This window comes from Agrococcus jenensis (assembly GCF_003752465.1).
In the GTDB taxonomy this organism is placed as follows: Bacteria; Actinomycetota; Actinomycetes; order Actinomycetales; family Microbacteriaceae; genus Agrococcus; species Agrococcus jenensis.
Genome location: NZ_RKHJ01000001.1, coordinates 1157979 through 1173037 on the forward strand (window position 1 = coordinate 1157979; position 15059 = coordinate 1173037).

Consider the following 15059-nt stretch of genomic DNA (forward strand, 5'->3'; position numbering starts at 1 on the left):
AGTGGTGTTCTGCGTGGCCCCGGTGCGAGGCGGCTGCGTGCTCTGATTGTGCGAGATGTGCGTAACCCATGTCAAGTGGTCAACCACTGGCGACGCGATTTCCCGCTATTGCCGGGTCCGTTCTCGGAATGTTGCGCGGATTGTGCTCCTACTGGTAGACCAGTGACTCAGTACTGGTTGACCAGTCAGCACTCCGCACGCCGCGTCCCGAACGGACGCCGCCTGCGCAGCCGTGGATTCAAGGGAGAGACCGCGATGGAAGAGCGGAGATGGATGCCGAGCCCCGAAGGGCTCTCCGGTGGCATCCTCGGAGCGATCGACAAGATCGTGTCCTGGGCGGTCGTCGTGGGCCTCGGACTGATGGCGCTGGTCATCTTCGTCCAGGTGGCGGCGCGCTACGCGCTGAACAGCCCGACCGTCTGGTCGGAGGAGCTGGCGATCAGCATGTTCGTGTGGGTCACGATGCTCGCCATCCCGCTCGGCCTGCGACGCGGTGAGCACCTCACCCTCGACTTCATCACGAAGCGGTTCTCCGGCGGGATCGCCAAGGGCATCGCCATCGGGATCGCGGCGCTCAACGTGCTGATGTTCGCAGTGCTCATCGTGCTGACGATCAACCTGCTGCCCGCGGCCGACCGCCAGCTGCTCGCCGGCATCTCCGGTGGCTTCGGCATCCCGGCGAAGGTGTCGTGGGTCTACGCGGCGGTGATCGTCGGAGGCGCGCTCTCGGTCGTCTTCTCGATCGAGCGCGCCGTGCTCTTCACGATGGGTCGCATCACGACGCTCTTCGAGGACCCCGACCAGCTGCTCATCGAGGAGCTCGAGCACGAGCTCGCAGCCGACTCGAGCGGCACGCGCGATCCGGGCGGGCCCGGCGACGCATCCGCGCCCAACCGCTCCAAGGAGGACTGACCCATGCCGCTCGCACTGCTCGGCTCGTTCGCGCTCCTCCTGCTGGTCGGCGCGCCCATCGGCGTCGCCCTCGCCCTCGCCTCGATGTTCGGCCTGGAGTTCTTCTCCGCCGTGCCGCTCGAGGTCACCGCCCAGCGCATGATCGCGGGCATCCGCAGCTTCCCGCTGCTCGCCATCCCGCTCTACATCCTCGCCGGTGCGCTCATGAACGCCTCGGGCATCACCCAGCGGCTCGTCGACTTCGCCTACGCGATCGTCGGCTCGATCCGCGGCGGCCTGGCGCACGTCACGATCCTGACCACCGCCATCTTCGGCGGCATCTCGGGCTCGCAGGTCGCCGACACCTCGAACGTCGGCCGCCTCATGATTCCGCAGATGATCGCCCGCGGCTACCAGCGCAACTACGCGGTGTCGGTCATGGCGACCGCCGGTGCGATGTTCGTCACCATTCCGCCGAGCATCAACCTGATCGTCTACGGCGTGCTCGCGCAGGCGTCGATCGCCGACCTGTTCTTCTACGGCCTCATCATCGGCGTCGTGTTCGTGGTCGTCCTCATGGTCGCGGCGTACATCTTCGCCGTCGTGCAGAAGCAGCCGGCGGAGGCACGGGAGAGCTTCGGCAACGTGATGCGCGCCTTCGGCCGCGCGGGCTGGTCGCTGCTGCTGCCGGTCGTCATCATCGGCGGCATCCGGCTCGGCGTCTTCACGCCGACCGAGGGCGGCGCGGTCGCGGTCGTCTACGCGCTCATCGTCGGCTTCTTCCTGCACCGCGAGCTGACGCTCAAGAAGCTCGTGCACTCGCTCACGGAGTCGGGGCTGCTCGTCGGCGTCATCATGCTGGTCATCGCGGCGGCGCAGATGTACTCGTGGGCGCTGATCTCGGGCCAGATCCCGCAGCAGATCACGGCGGCGCTGCTCGCGCTCACCGACAACCCGCTGGTGATCCTGCTCCTCATCAACATCCTGCTGCTGGTGATCGGCACGGTCATCGAGACGAACGCCGCCCTCATCGTCTTCGTGCCGCTGCTGCTGCCCGTCGCGACGGCGGTCGGCATCGACCCCGTGCACCTGGGCCTCGTGATGGTCGTGAACCTCGGCATCGGCCTCTTGACGCCGCCCGTCGGCCTCTGCCTGCTGGTCTCGTGCAAGATCGGCAAGACGACGATCTCGCAGGTGATCCCGGCGATGCTGCCCTGGTTCGGCATCTGCCTGGCGTTCCTCGCGGGCGTGACGTATCTGCCGGTCGCCTTCGGCTGGTTCTAGCCAGGGTCGAACGCCCGCCCCGGGAAGCTGGGGCGGGCGTTCTCCATGTCGTCACGCCTACGCTGAACGGATCGAAAGGGGCCTGCCATGAGCCAGCACTACGTCGCCATCGCGACCTACACCGCCAAGCCCGACACCGCCGATCGCGTCGCCCAGCGGCTGCCGCTGCTCGCCGAGGCGAGCCGGCAGGAGGAGGGCAACATCTCCTACTCGATCGCCCGTGACCTCGAGCGGCCGAACGTCTTCACGATCGTCGAGGTCTACCGGGACGAAGAGGCGTTCACCGCGCACCGCGAGAGCGCCCACTTCGCGTCGATCGGCAAGATGCAGATCATCCCGATGCTCGAGAGCCGCGTCGTCGTGGGCTACTCGGGCGACGGCGTCATCGAGTAACCACGTGCGCCTGACGATCGCCGAAGCGACGTCCACGGCCGAGGCGGCCCTGCGCGTGATCGGCTACCCGGCGACGGATGCGTCGCGCATCGCCGAGCACCTGCTCGACTGCGAGCTGCGCGGGCTCGGCTTCAGCGGGCTCGCCCGCATCCTCTCGATCGCCGAGCGCCTTGGCGGGCGTCCGCCGGCGACCGAGGTGGTGGTCGAACGCGAGACGCCGGTATCCGCGCGGCTGCGCGGCGGCGACGCGATCGGCTACCTCGCCGCCCAGCGCGCGACGGAGGTGCTCGGCGAGAAGGCGGAAGCCGCGGGCATCGCCGTCGTGGGACTGGACGGCACCTGGTACACCGGGATGCTCAGCTTCTTCGCCGAGCAGCTCGTCGAGCGCGGGCTCGTCTGCATCATCGCCTCGAACGCGTCTCCCTGGGTCGCGCCGGAGGGCGGCACCGAGGCCCGCTTCGGCACGAACCCGTTCTGCATCGGCTTCCCGGGCGAGGACGCGCCGGTGATCTGGGACATCGGCACCTCGCAGATCATCCACGCGCAGGTCGTGCTCGCGGGACGCCGCGGCGAGCGACTGCCGCCGGGTGTCGCGTTGGACGCGAACGGCGATCCGACCGACGAGCCTGCCGCCGCGCTGGGTGGGGCGCTCGCCGCGTGGGGCGGCCACCGCGGGTCGGGGCTGGCGCTCGCGGTGCAGCTGCTCGGCATGCTCGCCGGCAGCCCGGCGCAGCCCGGCGAGCTGCGCGACTTCGGGTTCTTCGCCATCGCGTTGCGCCCCGACCTGATCGCTGATGACGGATTCGCGGCGTCGGTCGACGGGTTCGCCGACCTGATGCGCGGCACCCGACCGGTGGACGCGGCGCAGCCGGTCCGCATGCCGTTCGAGCGGTCGATGGCGCAGCGCGCCGAGGCGCGCGCCCGCGGGTGGATCGAGGTCGACGACGCGATCGTGGAGGCTGTCCGCAGCCTGCGCTGAGGACAGCCTCCGCGATGCTCAGGAGAGCGGCTTGCCCGCCGCCTCAGCCTCTTCGACCAGGATCGGCACGGCGGTCGTCGCCGCGTGGATGCCGATGACGCTGGCGATCTCCATCACCTCGAGGATCTCGCCGGCGGTCGCGCCGTAGCCGATCGCGTTCTCGATGTGCAGCTTGAGGCCGGGCTTGTAGAGGTGGGTGGCCGCGGTGTCGAAGGCGATGTAGACGAACTCCTTCACCTTCGGCTCGAGCGTCCCCGTGCGCCATGGCACGCTCGAGAACGCGGTGTACGCCTCGAACAGCTCCGGGTCGAGCTCGAGGATCTCGTTCCAGAAGTCGTGCCAGTAGCCGCGCGTCTGCGTGAAGTCGTCCTTGAGCTGCTGCTGGTGGGCGTCGAGCTCCGCCGGGCCGGTGCGCAGCCCCTGCTCCTCGAGCACCTCGACGAGGATCGGCACGCCGATGTTCATCGCGTGGATGCCGAGGGTCGAGGCGCACTCGATCACCTCCATGATCTCCTGCACCGTCGCGCCCTGCGCGAAGGCCGCCTTGATGTGCTGGCGCACGCCCGGCAGGTACATGTGCGTCGCGTTCGCGTCGACGGCGATGTAGATGAGCTCCTTCGTCTTCGCATCGAGGTGCGTCTTGCGCCACGGCACCATCGAGAGCTCGCGGTAGGCGTCGAGGAACTCGGGGTCGATCTTGGCGATCGACTCCCACAGCGGGCTCCAGGCGCCCGCGCCTCGCTGCTCGATGAACGTGTCCTTCGACTGCTGCTGTCGGGGGGTGAGGGTCATGGCTGCTCCTTCGGAGGTTCGCTGACGGCCGCGCCGAGGCGCGGTCGGTGGGGATGCGTCGCTAGGACTGCGCGCGCAGGGTGCGCAGCGCGAGGCGCGACGCCATGTGGATGTGCTCCGCCATCAGGCGGGCACCCCGATCGGGGTTGCGGGCCGAGATGGCGTCGACGATCTCGCGCATCTCGCGCACGACCTGGGGGAGGCGGTCGGCGGTGGAGAGCGAGCTGACGCGCAGCAGGCGCACGCGAGCCTGGATGCTGCCGAGCAGCTGGGTGAGCGACGAGGAGCGGGCGCCGGCGAGCAGCACGTCGTAGAACTCGTCCTTCGCCTTGAGGAAGTCGAGGATGGTCGGGGGCTCGTCGAGCCGCTCCGCCATGCGGTCGACGGTCGCGACGAGCCTGGCGACGTCCTCGTCAGTGGCCCGGTCGATGAACCGGCGCACGACGAGCGACTCGAGCGACGCGCGCACCTCGTAGAGGTCCTCCGCGTCGTCGAGCGACGGCTGCGTCACGTGCGCGCCCTTCTGGGGCACGATCGTGACGAGGCCCTCGCTCGCGAGCACGCTGATCGCCTCGCGCACGGTCGCGCGCGAGACCTCCATCGACTCGATGATCTCCCGCTCGACGAGCCGGTCGCCCGGTCGCAGCTTGAAGTCGAGGATCGCGTCACGGATGGCGGTGACGACCTGCTCCTTCACCGGCGCGGCGAGCCTGCCGACGGGGGAGACGCCCCACCGCTGCGCTGCCGACTCGGTCACATCGGCGATGCTACTCATCGCGCACCTGCGCCCCCTGGCCGCCGTCCGGCGACGCGCGGGCCGCGATCCACTCGGCGACGCGCGTGTGGTCGGCGTCGGAGGCGAGCCCCTCGGCCGCCTCGGCCCACAGGTCGACCGCGTCCTCGCCGAGCCGCGACGGCATCCCGACCTGCGCCGCCAGGTTCGTCGCGATGCGCATGTCCTTCAGCATCAGCCGGAGGCCGAAGCCTGAGTCGAACGTCTCGGGCAGGATGAAGTTGGGCCACTTGTTCTCGGTCGACCCGCTCTTGCCGCTCGAGCCGTTGAACACCGAGAGCATGACCTCCGGGTCGAGGCCGAAGCGCCGGCCGGCCTCGATCGCCTCGCTCGTCGCCCAGAGGTGGGTGGCGGAGAGGAGGTTGTTGAGGGCCTTGATCGCGTGCCCGGCGCCGACGTCGCCGCAGTCGACGACGCGGCCGAGCGGCGCGAGCAGCGCGTGCGCGCGCTCGCGATCGGCGTCGCGAGCCCCGAGCATGATCGTGAGCGATCCGCGCTCGGCGCCGCGCACGCCGCCGGAGACGGGCGCGTCGGCGAACGCGACGCCGGCATCCGCCAGCCGCTCCGCGAGCACGCGCGTGCGGGCCGGCTCCGACGAGCTCATGTCCACGACGAGCGTGCCCTCGCCGATCGCGCCCGCCTCGAGCAGCTCGTCGGCGACGGCGTCCACGACATCCGAGTTCGGCAGCATGAGGATGACCGCAGTGGCCTCTCGCGCAGCCTCCGGCGCGGTGTCGGCCGGGGTGCCGCCGCCGTCGCGCAGCCGCTCGCGCGCCTCAGGCACGAGGTCGTACCCGCGCACCGAGCTGCCGGCGTCGACGAGCCGGCGCGACATCGGCGTGCCCATGTTCCCGAGCCCGATGAGGGCGACGTTGGGGCTCACTGCTGACCGGCCGAGGCGTGCGCGCCGTCGACCGCCTCATCGCCGAGCTCGTCGCGCAGCACCTTCTCGGCGACGCGGAACGACTCGAGCGCCGCGGGCGCACCGACGTACATGGCGGTCTGCAGCAGCACCTCCTGGATCTGCTGCACGGTGACGCCGTTGCGGACGGCGCCGCGGATGTGCACGCCCAGCTCGTGCGACCGGTTCAGCGCTGTGAGGATGCCGATGTTGACGAGGCTGCGCTCGCTGCGCTCGAGCCCGTCGCGCGACCAGATGCCGCCCCAGCAGAACTCGGTCACGTAGTCCTGGATCGGCTGCGAGAAGGCGCTGACCTTCGCCATCGACCGCTCGACGTGCTCGCTGCCGAGCACCTCCTTGCGGATCGCGAGGCCCTCGTCGTAGGTCTCCTGATGCGTACCCTCAGCGAACATCGCCCTGGTCCTTCCCATCGGTCGCGGTCGCTCCATCGAGCGGCTGCTGTGCGTACTCGTCGTCACCGACGGCGTCGGCCCACACCGTCTCGCCGAGCGAGATGGCGGTGTGCACCATGTACGAGTCGGGGGCGGCGCCGTGCCAGTGCCGCTCACCCGGCGGGCACCAGACGGTGTCGCCGGCGCGGATGACGTGCACCTCGTCGTTCGCGCACACCAGGCCTCGGCCGGCGAGCACCTGCAGGATCTGCCCGTGCTCGTGGTGGTGCCAGAAGGTGCGGGCACCCGGGGTGAAGTCGACGGTGTTGATCGTCACGCCGTCGGTCTGCGCCATCGTGACGAACGGGTAGACGTCGCCGGTGAACTGCGAGCCCGGCTTGCCGCGGGTGCCGTCGTAGTCACTGGGGTGCTTGATCTTCATGCCTCGTCCTTCCGGTCGTGGAGGCGCACGCCCCCGGAGACGTCGCCGATCGCGTCGACGACGGTGTTGCTGATCTCGTCCGCGTAGCCGAGCGCGCGGGCGAGCCCGAATGCGGCGACGGGGCCGGATGCGTTGAGGCTCGAGACGCCGAGCCCGGCGAGCAGCTCGAGGTAGAGCGTGACGTCCTTGAGCATGAGCGTGTTCGTGAGCCCGCCCTTCAGGTAGTCGCCGTGGATGATCTTCGGGAACCGGTTGAGGGTCGCGAAGTTCACGCCGGACGACGCGTTCAGCACGTCGAGCACCGTCTGCAGGTCGAGGTCGGCCTTCTTGGCCGCCACCATCACCTCGGCGGTCGCCGAGAGGGCGATCGCGTTGAGGAAGTTGTTGAGCAGCTTCACGGTGTGGCCCGCGCCGGAGCCGCCGCACAGGAAGACCTGCTCCGAGAAGCGGTCGAGCACCGGGCGCACGCGCTCGAGCGCATCCGCGTCGCCGCCCACCATGAGCGTGAGCGTGCCCTTCTCGGCCGCCGCGGCGCCGCCCGAGATGCCGGCGTCGAGGTAGGTAGCGCCGCGCTCGGCGAGGTCGGCGGCGATGCGCCGCGTCGACTCGGGCGCAGCGGTCGAGAGGTCGACGATCACCTGGCCCTCGTGCACCGCGTCGAGGAAGGCGGGGTCGCCGTAGACGACCGCCTCGACCACCTTCGAGTCGGGGAGCGAGAGCAGCACGATGTCGCTGCCGGCGACGACGTCGGCGGCGCTCGCGGCCGGCGAGGCGCCGGCCTCGTCGATCGCTGCTGCGCGCGGGTCGAAGCCGAGCAGCGCGTCGCCCGCGCCGGTGATGCAGCGGGCCATGCGCCCGCCCATGTTGCCGAGGCCGATGAAGCCGATGCGCTCAGCCACGTGTCGACTCCTCGCCGAAGCGCGCCCAGTCGGCGTAGAGCGCCGCGTCGCCGGGAGCTGTGTCCCACGCGCCCGCGCCACCGGCAGGGCGCACTGTGTTGACGATGGATGCGCCGCCGTCGGCCGCGACGATCTCACCGGTCGTGTACGAGCTGTCGTCCGACAGCAGGAAGGCCACGGCGCCGGCGATCTCGTCGGCCCCGCCCGCGCGCCGCAGTGGCGTCGTCGAGGCGCGCTGCACCATGTCGTTGCCGCCGCCCTTCTGGCTCGCGGCCGCGGCGAAGAGCTGGGTCGGCACGATGCCCGGGGCCACGCCGTTCACGCGCACGCCGAGCGGGCCGCCGTAGACGGCGGCGCCGTGCACGAGGCCCACGACCGCGTGCTTCGAGGTCTGGTACGGCAGCAGGTCGGCCGATCCGCGGTGCCCGGCGATGGATGCGGTCACGGCGATCGCGCCGCCGGTGAACGTTCCGGCGGCGGCCTGGTCGCGGTAGTGGCGGAAGGCGGCGCGGATGCCGAGGAACTGGCCGGTGACGTTGACGCGCATGACCTGCTCGAAGTCGTCGACGCTCAGGTCGGGGAGCGACGAGAACGAGCCGAAGATGCCGGCGTTGAGGTGGAAGCGGTCGATGCGGCCGAAGCGCTCGACCCCGGCGGCCATGTACGCGTCGACGGCGGACGCATCCGCGATGTCGGCGACCACGCCGAGGGCCTCGCCGGGCAGCTGCGCGGCGGCCTCGACGATGCGCTCGTCGCGGTCGACGGCGACGATGCGCGCCCCCTCGGCGGCCAGGCGCTGCGCGGATGCGGCGCCCAGTCCGCCGGCCGCGCCGGTGACGACGGCGACGAGTCCTTCGAACCTCTTCGATGCGGTCATGGTGTGCGGTCTCCTGTGTCGGTGTCGTGTCGTCGTTCGTGGATGTCGAGGGTCAGCCGATGCGGGCGGTGAGCCCGGGCAGCGGTCCGTCGGCGATGCGCCCGAAGCGGTCGAGGGTGGAGGGGTCGTGCCCCGAGACGAGGTGCTGCACGCGGCCGTCTGCGACCATCGCGTGCAGCAGGTCGAAGCCGGCGTACATCGCGGGCAGGTCGGCGACGTAGGCGAACGGCACGTCGTCGTCGTGCTCCTCGTAGTAGTGGATGGCGTCGGATGCGAGCGCGACGGTGCCGTCGGCGGTGTCGACCAGCACGATCGACTGCCCCGGCGTGTGCCCGCCGACCCGGAGCATCCGCACGCCAGGTGCGATCTCGAGCTCGTCGTCGAAGGTGCGCAGCCGCCCCTCCGCCTCGATGCGCCGCAGCGCCTCGAGCTCGGCGTCCTCGACGGAGTGGTGGAACTGCGCCCGCCGCTCCATGCCGCTCGACCAGAAGTCGCGCTCCGCGGCGGCGATCGTGACGCGCGCGCCGGGGAAGGCGTCGAGGTTGCCGATGTGGTCGTAGTGCGCGTGCGTGACGAGCACCTCCGGGGCGGAGGCGGGGTCGACGCCCAGCGCGCGGAGCGCCTCGGTGGGGTGCACGAGGAAGGTGCGGGCGCGGTTGGCGCCGCCCTCGGAGGAGAACCCGGTGTCGACGACGATCGTGCCTGCTGCCGACTCGATGAGCCAGAAGAAGTAGTCCATGCCGATCGGCTCGTCGGGGCGGCCGTAGATGCCCCAGTTGAGGTACACCTCCGACTTGTGGCCCTGTCGCGTGCCGTACTGCACGATCGTGACGCGGTTGGTCGCTGCTGCGGTCGACCGCTCGTCGGACACCGGGTTCGTCATCCGCCTGCTCCTAGCGCTGCTCTGCCGTGGGCGTGGTCTTCGCCGTGCCCACATGATCCTCGAGGTGGCCGAGGTCGACGCCCAGCACGTCGCCGCGGTCGGCCTGGTACTCGGAGGTGATGTCGCGGCCCGCGGTCTCGGGCAGCCACTTCCAGATGAAGGGCAGCGCGATGAGCGCGAGCACCACGAGGTACCAGGCGGGGGAGACCGGGTTGCCGGTCGCGCCGGCGAGCCAGGTGCCGATGTAGGAGGCGGGGCCGGCGATGAAGGCGAGGGCGAAGTTGAAGCCGATCGCGCTGGCGCTCGAGCGGTTCGCAGCGGGGAAGAGCTCGACGAGCATGACGACCGTGGTGACGCTCACGAGCGCCTGCGTCATCGTCAGCAGGATCATGCCGAACACGACCGGGGCGAAGGAGCCGCCCGACATGAGCATGAACACCGGGATGGGCAGGATCACGTAGCCGATCGTGCCGATGATGTTGAGCCGGCGGCGGCCGAAGCGGTCGGAGAGCGCGCCGGCGATGGGGCACAGGATCATGTAGACCGTGAGGCCGGTGGCGCTCATCGCGAGCGCGGTGGGGCGCTCGATCCCGACCGTCGTCATCAGGTAGTTCACGATGAAGGTCGCGAGGTAGTAGAAGCCGGTGCCCTGCACGGCCGCGATCGCGACGGTGAGCAGGATGGGGCGCCAGTTCTCCTTGAAGGAGCGGAGGATCGGCGACTTCTCGACCTCGTGCTTGTCGGTGACGGCCTTGTAGACGGGCGTCTCGCCGAGCCGCATGCGGATGTAGAGGCCGATGAGCGCGAGCGGCGCGGCCATCAGGAAGGGCACGCGCCAGCCCCAGCTGAGCAGGTCCTCCTCCGCGAGCGTGTTGTTGAGGAAGAGCGCGAAGAGGCTGCCCGCGATCGTCGCGAGCGCGGCGGTCGCCGAGATGACGCTGCCGAACTTGCCGCGGTGCGCGGTGGGGGTCGACTCGATGAGGTACGCGGCCGAGCCGGTCCACTCGCCGCCGGCCGAGAGGCCCTGGATGCAGCGGCACAGCACCAGCAGGATCGGGGCGAAGATGCCGACGGTCGCGTAGGTCGGCAGCAGGCCGATGATCGTCGTGGCGATGCCCATCGCGAGGATCGAGATCGCGAGCGCGACGCGGCGGCCGTACTTGTCGCCGATCGGGCCGAGGATGAAGCCGCCGAGCGGGCGCATGAAGAAGCCGACCGCGAAGACCGCCAGCGACGACAGGATCGCGACGAACTCGGACGTGTCCGGCGGGAAGAAGAGCTGCCCGATGATCACGGCGAAGAAGCCGTAGACCGCGAAGTCGAACCACTCCATGAAGTTGCCGACCGCGACCGCGACTGCGACCTTGGCCTTCGACGGCGCTCCGGCCGTTGCAGAGCTGGTGCTCACGAGTACCTCCTTGTACTGGCGCGCAGCAGCGCGCGGAGCAAGAGTGCCTGATTGTCAGACAAAATGTCAAGTCGGGTGTTTCGGCCTCCTGAACGGCCCGTGCAAGGCTCAGTGCCGCCCATACAGGTCTTGCGCTTCGCGGTGCTGTCCGTATGATTGCCTGACAATCAGGGTGCGCCTCCATCTGAGCGCGCGCCATCAGGCTGAACGATTCGCAACGACGCGGAGGAACGCCATGAGCACGACCATCGGTGACGACGTACTGTCCGACAATCCATCAGGGCGTGGGCTCTCGCCCAGGGGCGTGATGGTCGCGAGCGTGGTGGGCAACACGCTCGAGTTCTACGACTTCCTCGTCTACGGCACGATCGCCGCGCTCGTCTTCCCGGCGCTCTTCTTCCCCGGCGACGACCCTGCGATCGGCGTGCTGCTGTCGCTGTCCACCTTCGCGGTCGGCTTCTTCGCTCGGCCCGTCGGCGCCGCGGTCTTCGGGCACCTCGGCGACCGCATCGGCCGTCGCAAGGCGCTGATGGCGACGCTCGTCATCATGGGCGTGGCGACCATCCTGATCGGCGCGCTGCCGACCTTCGGCACCGTCGGCATCGTCGCGCCGGCGCTGCTGGTGCTGCTGCGCCTCGTGCAGGGCTTCGCCGTCGGCGGCGAGTGGGGCGGTGCGGTGCTCATGATCTCGGAGTCCGGCGACCCCAAGCTGGCCGGCCGTGGCACGAGCTTCGTGCAGCTCGGATCGCCCTTCGGCCTGCTGCTCGCCAACGGCGCGGTGCTGCTCACCGTCACCGCGACCACCGACGAGCAGTTCCTCGAGTGGGGCTGGCGCCTGCCGTTCATCGCGAGCGCCGTACTGCTGATCGTCGGCATCTACATCCGCCTGCGGCTCGAGGAGACGCCGGTGTTCAAGCAGCTCGAGGCCGCCGGCGCGGTCGCGAAGGTGCCGGTCGCCGACGTCTTCCGCTTCGAGTGGAAGCGCCTGCTGCTCGGGATGGGCGCGACGGCCGTCGTGTTCAGCGGCTACTACGTCTTCACGATCGTCAGCGTCACCTACCTCAAGCAGATCGGCGCCGACACGTCGATCGTGCTCACCGGTCTCGTCGTCGGCAGCGCGCTCTCGATCCCCGTCATCCTCTACACGGGTCGGCTCTCCGACCGCATCGGCCGCCGCCCGCTCTACGTCGTCGGCGCGATCGCCACTGCCGTGTGGGGCTTCGTGTTCTTCCCGCTGCTCGACACCGCGTCGGCGCCGGTGATCGTGCTCGCGGTCTCGGTCGGCATCCTGACCTGGGCGATCATGTACGGCGTGCAGGGCGCCTTCCTGCCCGAGCTCTTCCCGCAGAACCTGCGCTACACCGGCTCGTCGCTCGCGTTCCAGCTGACGAGCGCCCTCGGCGGCCTCGTGCCCGTGGTCTGCGTGGCACTGCTGACCGCCTTCGACACCACCGTCGCGATCGGCGTCTTCGTGCTCATCACCGCGGTCATCTCGCTGGGCTCGGCGCTGCTGTCGCCGGAGACCGCCCCGAGCAAGCGCGCCACCCTCGACGCGTAACCCTCGCGCCGCCGGCGGCGCAGCACCCTGCTCCGCCGGCGGCACCCCCACTCGCTGGTCGAGTAGCAGTCGGCGAAGCCGACCGCGTATCGAGACCACCCCACTCGCTGGTCGGGTAGCAGCCGGCGAAGCCGGCCGCGTATCGAGACCAACTCCCTCCCTGCCGGTCGAGTAGCAGTCGGCGCAGCCGACCGCGTATCGAGACCACCTCGTTTCTCCGCTGCACCTCCCGATCGCCATCCGGTCGTCAACCCCCGCGCCCCAACCCGCGTACCGTTGAAGCCGCAGCCCCGAGGAGGTTCCATGCCCCATCTCGCGAACGGCAAGTACGTCTCGCAGGCCGACGCCATCCGCCAGTGGTGGCCGGCCGCCCGAGAGGTGCTCATCGACACCGCTCACGAGTACGGAGCCTGGATCACCGAGGACGACCTCGGCGCGCAGGTGCAGCAGCGCACCGGCATCTCGACGAACCAGCCAGCGCCCGAGTGGATCGGCCGCGTCCTCGGCTCGGTCGCGGCGGATGCTGAGCAGCGCGGCGAGCCGCGGCTCGCGTCCCTCTGCGTGACCGCCGAGCGCCGGGTCGGCGACAGCCACCCCGGGGCGTCGGGTCTCCTCGACGCACGCGCCCGGGAGCAGCGCGCCGCCGAGGACCGCCTTGAGTGCTACCGCGCCTTCGGCGCAGAGCTGCCGGCCGACGGCGGCACGCCCAGCGTGCTCGCGCCGGTGCTGTCTCGGCCGGCGCGGCCGTCGCGCAGCGCTCAGCCGTCGCGCAGCCGCGCGGCCGCGGCCGCGCCGACCCCGCCGCCCGCGGTGATGCGCGAGACCACCTGCCCGAACTGCTTCATGGTCGTGCCCGTCGCCGCCACGTGCCGGGACTGCGGGGAGCCGCTCGCGGCCTGATACCACTGCGGCGAGTCAGCGGCGGCGCTGCGAGCGGAGCGCCGTGAACCAGCTCACCCCCGCGACGAGGTGCATGAGCGCCAGCGCGATGCCGGTGCCCGTGTCGAGGGCGCCGGAGAGCGGCGCGGTCGTCGACAGCGCCGCGACGGCGAGGCCCACCCACGCGAGCACCGGAATGCTGCGCGGCCAGCGCTTCGCGAGCAGCCACGCGACGACCGTCGCCAGCGCGAGGGGCACGAAGGTCGCCACGAGCACCGGGATGAGTCCCACCGCGATCTCCGATCCACCCTGCGCCACCACCATGGACGCGCCGGCAGCAGAGGCGGCCGCGAGGATCGCCAGGTTGACGGCCGTCGCGATGCCCGCGCTGAGCAGCCCGCGCGCGAGCAGGCTACGGCCGCGACGGCGGCCCGGCGAGTGCCCGGGGGCAGCGGGCAGCTCGACCTGCGCTGCAGCTGCACCGGGCTGGGATGCGTTCGTCATGATTCCTCCTCCGCCACGACCCCGATGCGGGGTCCTCGTGACCTCATGATGCGCGCAATGCTTGACCAGGTCAAGCATTGATTTGCCCAAGTACTCTGGCGGGGTGACGGAGCCGGATGCCCTGCAGGAGACGCGCGAGCTCGCGATGCTCACCCACCGCGCGGCCGCGCTCGCGGGTGCGGACCTCACGAGAGCCGCGCAACCCATGGGCATCACGCCGTCGATGGCGCGCGTGCTGCTCCTGCTCGACGAGCCGATGCCGATGCGACGCATCGCCGAGCGGCTGCTCGTCGATGCCTCGTACGTCACCGGCGTCGCCGATGAGCTCGAAGCCCGCGGCGTGGCGGAGCGGACCGCTGGGCCAGATCGACGCGTGAAGCTGCTGGCGCCGACCCCGGCAGGCGTGGAGATCCGTGCACGCCTCGTGGGCGCCGTGACCTCCGAGTCGACCGCGATGCGTGCGCTCGATGCCGCAGAGCGAGCGCAGCTGCGGTCGCTGCTCGCCAAGCTCGTCGACGGCGCGTAGCGCGCTCCGAGAATCAGCCGACGTGCGCCCTAGGCGACGCGCGTCGGCACCGCGAGGCTCGACACCGCGGCCACGACCGCCTCGACGCCCAGCTCGAAGCCCGCGCGCGCGCGGTCCGCATCATCTCGCGCGGCGACGACCCCTCGCAGCTCCGGCAGGTCGTGCCCCTCGCTGCGCCACAGCGGCGCTGGCGACCCGGCGTCGACGGCCGACCCGAGCACGAGCGCATCGACCATCGCCGAGCACGCGACCCGCTGCTCGACCGGCACCCCCGCATCCCGCAGGATGACGAACAGCGCCTCGTAGATCTCGAGCGTTCGGAAGTCCTCGACCGGCGCCCCGACGAGCACCGGCACGACGGCCGGGACGCGGGCGGTGGCCGCGCGGTACGCCCGCATCCACAGCCGCAGCCGCTCGAGCGGTGCCTCGGAGGCGTCGAGCGCGCGCCCGAGGTCGATGGAGCCGTACAGCTCCTCGCGCATGCGGTGCACGATCGCCGCGCGCCCGCCGGGCAGGTGGTGGTACAGCGACGACGGGTGCACGCCGAGCGCCGCGGCGACACCCGGGATCGTGAAGTCGCCGTGCTTCGCGACCAGCCGAAGCGCCGCTCCCGCGATCAGCTGCGGGGAGAGGATGCGGTGCTTCGGCCTGGCCACGA

At 70.8% G+C, this 15059-nt stretch carries 18 protein-coding genes; 7 read left to right on the forward strand and 11 right to left on the reverse strand.

What is annotated here, in order from left to right:
• The first annotated feature begins 273 nt into the window (after window positions 1–273).
• From EDD26_RS05745 to EDD26_RS05760, 4 genes are all read left to right on the forward strand, one after another.
• A complete protein-coding gene (locus tag EDD26_RS05745) occupies window positions 274–912 on the forward strand; it encodes a TRAP transporter small permease (RefSeq protein WP_170165541.1) in 639 nt (212 codons plus the stop codon).
• A 3-nt stretch (window positions 913–915) separates the two neighbouring features.
• Entirely contained in the window at window positions 916–2175 is a 1260-nt protein-coding gene (locus tag EDD26_RS05750; RefSeq protein WP_123696830.1) for a TRAP transporter large permease, read from the forward strand.
• Window positions 2176–2262: 87 nt separating this feature from the next.
• A complete protein-coding gene (locus EDD26_RS05755) occupies window positions 2263–2568 on the forward strand; it encodes a putative quinol monooxygenase (RefSeq protein WP_123696831.1) in 306 nt (101 codons plus the stop codon).
• A gap of 4 nt (window positions 2569–2572) precedes the next feature.
• On the forward strand, window positions 2573–3547 hold the full coding sequence (locus EDD26_RS05760; RefSeq protein WP_123696832.1) for an Ldh family oxidoreductase: 975 nt from the start codon (window positions 2573–2575) through the stop codon (window positions 3545–3547).
• 18 nt (window positions 3548–3565) lie between these two features.
• Here EDD26_RS05760 and EDD26_RS05765 read toward each other — a convergent pair whose 3' ends face one another.
• The 9 genes from EDD26_RS05765 to EDD26_RS05805 all read right to left on the reverse strand — a co-directional run bounded on the left by EDD26_RS05765 (window position 3566) and on the right by EDD26_RS05805 (window position 10934).
• Window positions 3566–4339 carry a carboxymuconolactone decarboxylase family protein gene (locus tag EDD26_RS05765; protein WP_123696833.1) on the reverse strand — a complete coding sequence of 258 codons (774 nt, stop codon included), beginning with the start codon at window positions 4337–4339 and terminating at the stop codon, window positions 3566–3568.
• Window positions 4340–4400: 61 nt separating this feature from the next.
• Window positions 4401–5096, reverse strand: a complete 696-nt coding sequence (locus EDD26_RS05770; protein WP_211333831.1) for a GntR family transcriptional regulator — start codon at window positions 5094–5096, stop codon at window positions 4401–4403.
• Window positions 5097–5106: 10 nt separating this feature from the next.
• Complete coding sequence (locus EDD26_RS05775; protein WP_211333832.1) at window positions 5107–6015, reverse strand: NAD(P)-dependent oxidoreductase; 909 nt, start codon at window positions 6013–6015, stop codon at window positions 5107–5109.
• Complete coding sequence (locus EDD26_RS05780) at window positions 6012–6446, reverse strand: carboxymuconolactone decarboxylase family protein (RefSeq protein WP_123696835.1); 435 nt, start codon at window positions 6444–6446, stop codon at window positions 6012–6014. The genes EDD26_RS05775 and EDD26_RS05780 overlap by 4 nt, the downstream gene beginning before the upstream one ends.
• A complete protein-coding gene (locus EDD26_RS05785; RefSeq protein ID WP_123696836.1) occupies window positions 6436–6867 on the reverse strand; it encodes a cupin domain-containing protein in 432 nt (143 codons plus the stop codon). The genes EDD26_RS05780 and EDD26_RS05785 overlap by 11 nt, the downstream gene beginning before the upstream one ends.
• The gene (locus EDD26_RS05790; protein ID WP_211333833.1) at window positions 6864–7766 is read right to left on the reverse strand and encodes an NAD(P)-dependent oxidoreductase; all 903 of its coding nucleotides are present in this window, start codon (window positions 7764–7766) and stop codon (window positions 6864–6866) included. Before EDD26_RS05790 ends, EDD26_RS05785 begins: the two co-directional genes overlap by 4 nt.
• Window positions 7759–8643 carry an SDR family NAD(P)-dependent oxidoreductase gene (locus EDD26_RS05795; protein ID WP_123696837.1) on the reverse strand — a complete coding sequence of 295 codons (885 nt, stop codon included), beginning with the start codon at window positions 8641–8643 and terminating at the stop codon, window positions 7759–7761. Before EDD26_RS05795 ends, EDD26_RS05790 begins: the two co-directional genes overlap by 8 nt.
• A 52-nt stretch (window positions 8644–8695) precedes the next feature.
• Window positions 8696–9526 (reverse strand): N-acyl homoserine lactonase family protein, encoded by an 831-nt coding sequence (locus EDD26_RS05800; RefSeq protein WP_123696838.1) that lies wholly within the window; start codon window positions 9524–9526, stop codon window positions 8696–8698.
• 10 nt (window positions 9527–9536) lie between these two features.
• On the reverse strand, window positions 9537–10934 hold the full coding sequence (locus EDD26_RS05805; protein ID WP_148058702.1) for an MFS transporter: 1398 nt from the start codon (window positions 10932–10934) through the stop codon (window positions 9537–9539).
• A gap of 235 nt (window positions 10935–11169) precedes the next feature.
• Here EDD26_RS05805 and EDD26_RS05810 point away from each other — a divergent pair, with 235 nt between their 5' ends.
• Together EDD26_RS05810 and EDD26_RS05815 are read left to right on the forward strand one after the other, a co-directional pair.
• Window positions 11170–12492: an MFS transporter gene (locus EDD26_RS05810; protein WP_170165542.1), complete on the forward strand. Its 1323-nt coding sequence runs from the start codon at window positions 11170–11172 to the stop codon at window positions 12490–12492.
• A 303-nt stretch (window positions 12493–12795) separates the two neighbouring features.
• Window positions 12796–13392: a hypothetical protein gene (locus EDD26_RS05815; RefSeq protein WP_123696841.1), complete on the forward strand. Its 597-nt coding sequence runs from the start codon at window positions 12796–12798 to the stop codon at window positions 13390–13392.
• 15 nt (window positions 13393–13407) lie between these two features.
• On the opposite strand, the gene EDD26_RS05820 is transcribed toward EDD26_RS05815, so the two are convergent.
• The gene (locus EDD26_RS05820; protein ID WP_123696842.1) at window positions 13408–13875 is read right to left on the reverse strand and encodes a DUF6069 family protein; all 468 of its coding nucleotides are present in this window, start codon (window positions 13873–13875) and stop codon (window positions 13408–13410) included.
• A gap of 103 nt (window positions 13876–13978) precedes the next feature.
• Here EDD26_RS05820 and EDD26_RS05825 point away from each other — a divergent pair, with 103 nt between their 5' ends.
• Complete coding sequence (locus tag EDD26_RS05825) at window positions 13979–14401, forward strand: MarR family winged helix-turn-helix transcriptional regulator (protein ID WP_123696843.1); 423 nt, start codon at window positions 13979–13981, stop codon at window positions 14399–14401.
• 29 nt (window positions 14402–14430) lie between these two features.
• Here the strand turns inward: EDD26_RS05825 and EDD26_RS05830 are convergent, their stop codons facing one another.
• Entirely contained in the window at window positions 14431–15057 is a 627-nt protein-coding gene (locus EDD26_RS05830) for a TetR/AcrR family transcriptional regulator (RefSeq protein ID WP_123696844.1), read from the reverse strand.
• Between the last annotated feature and the right edge of the window lie 2 nt (window positions 15058–15059).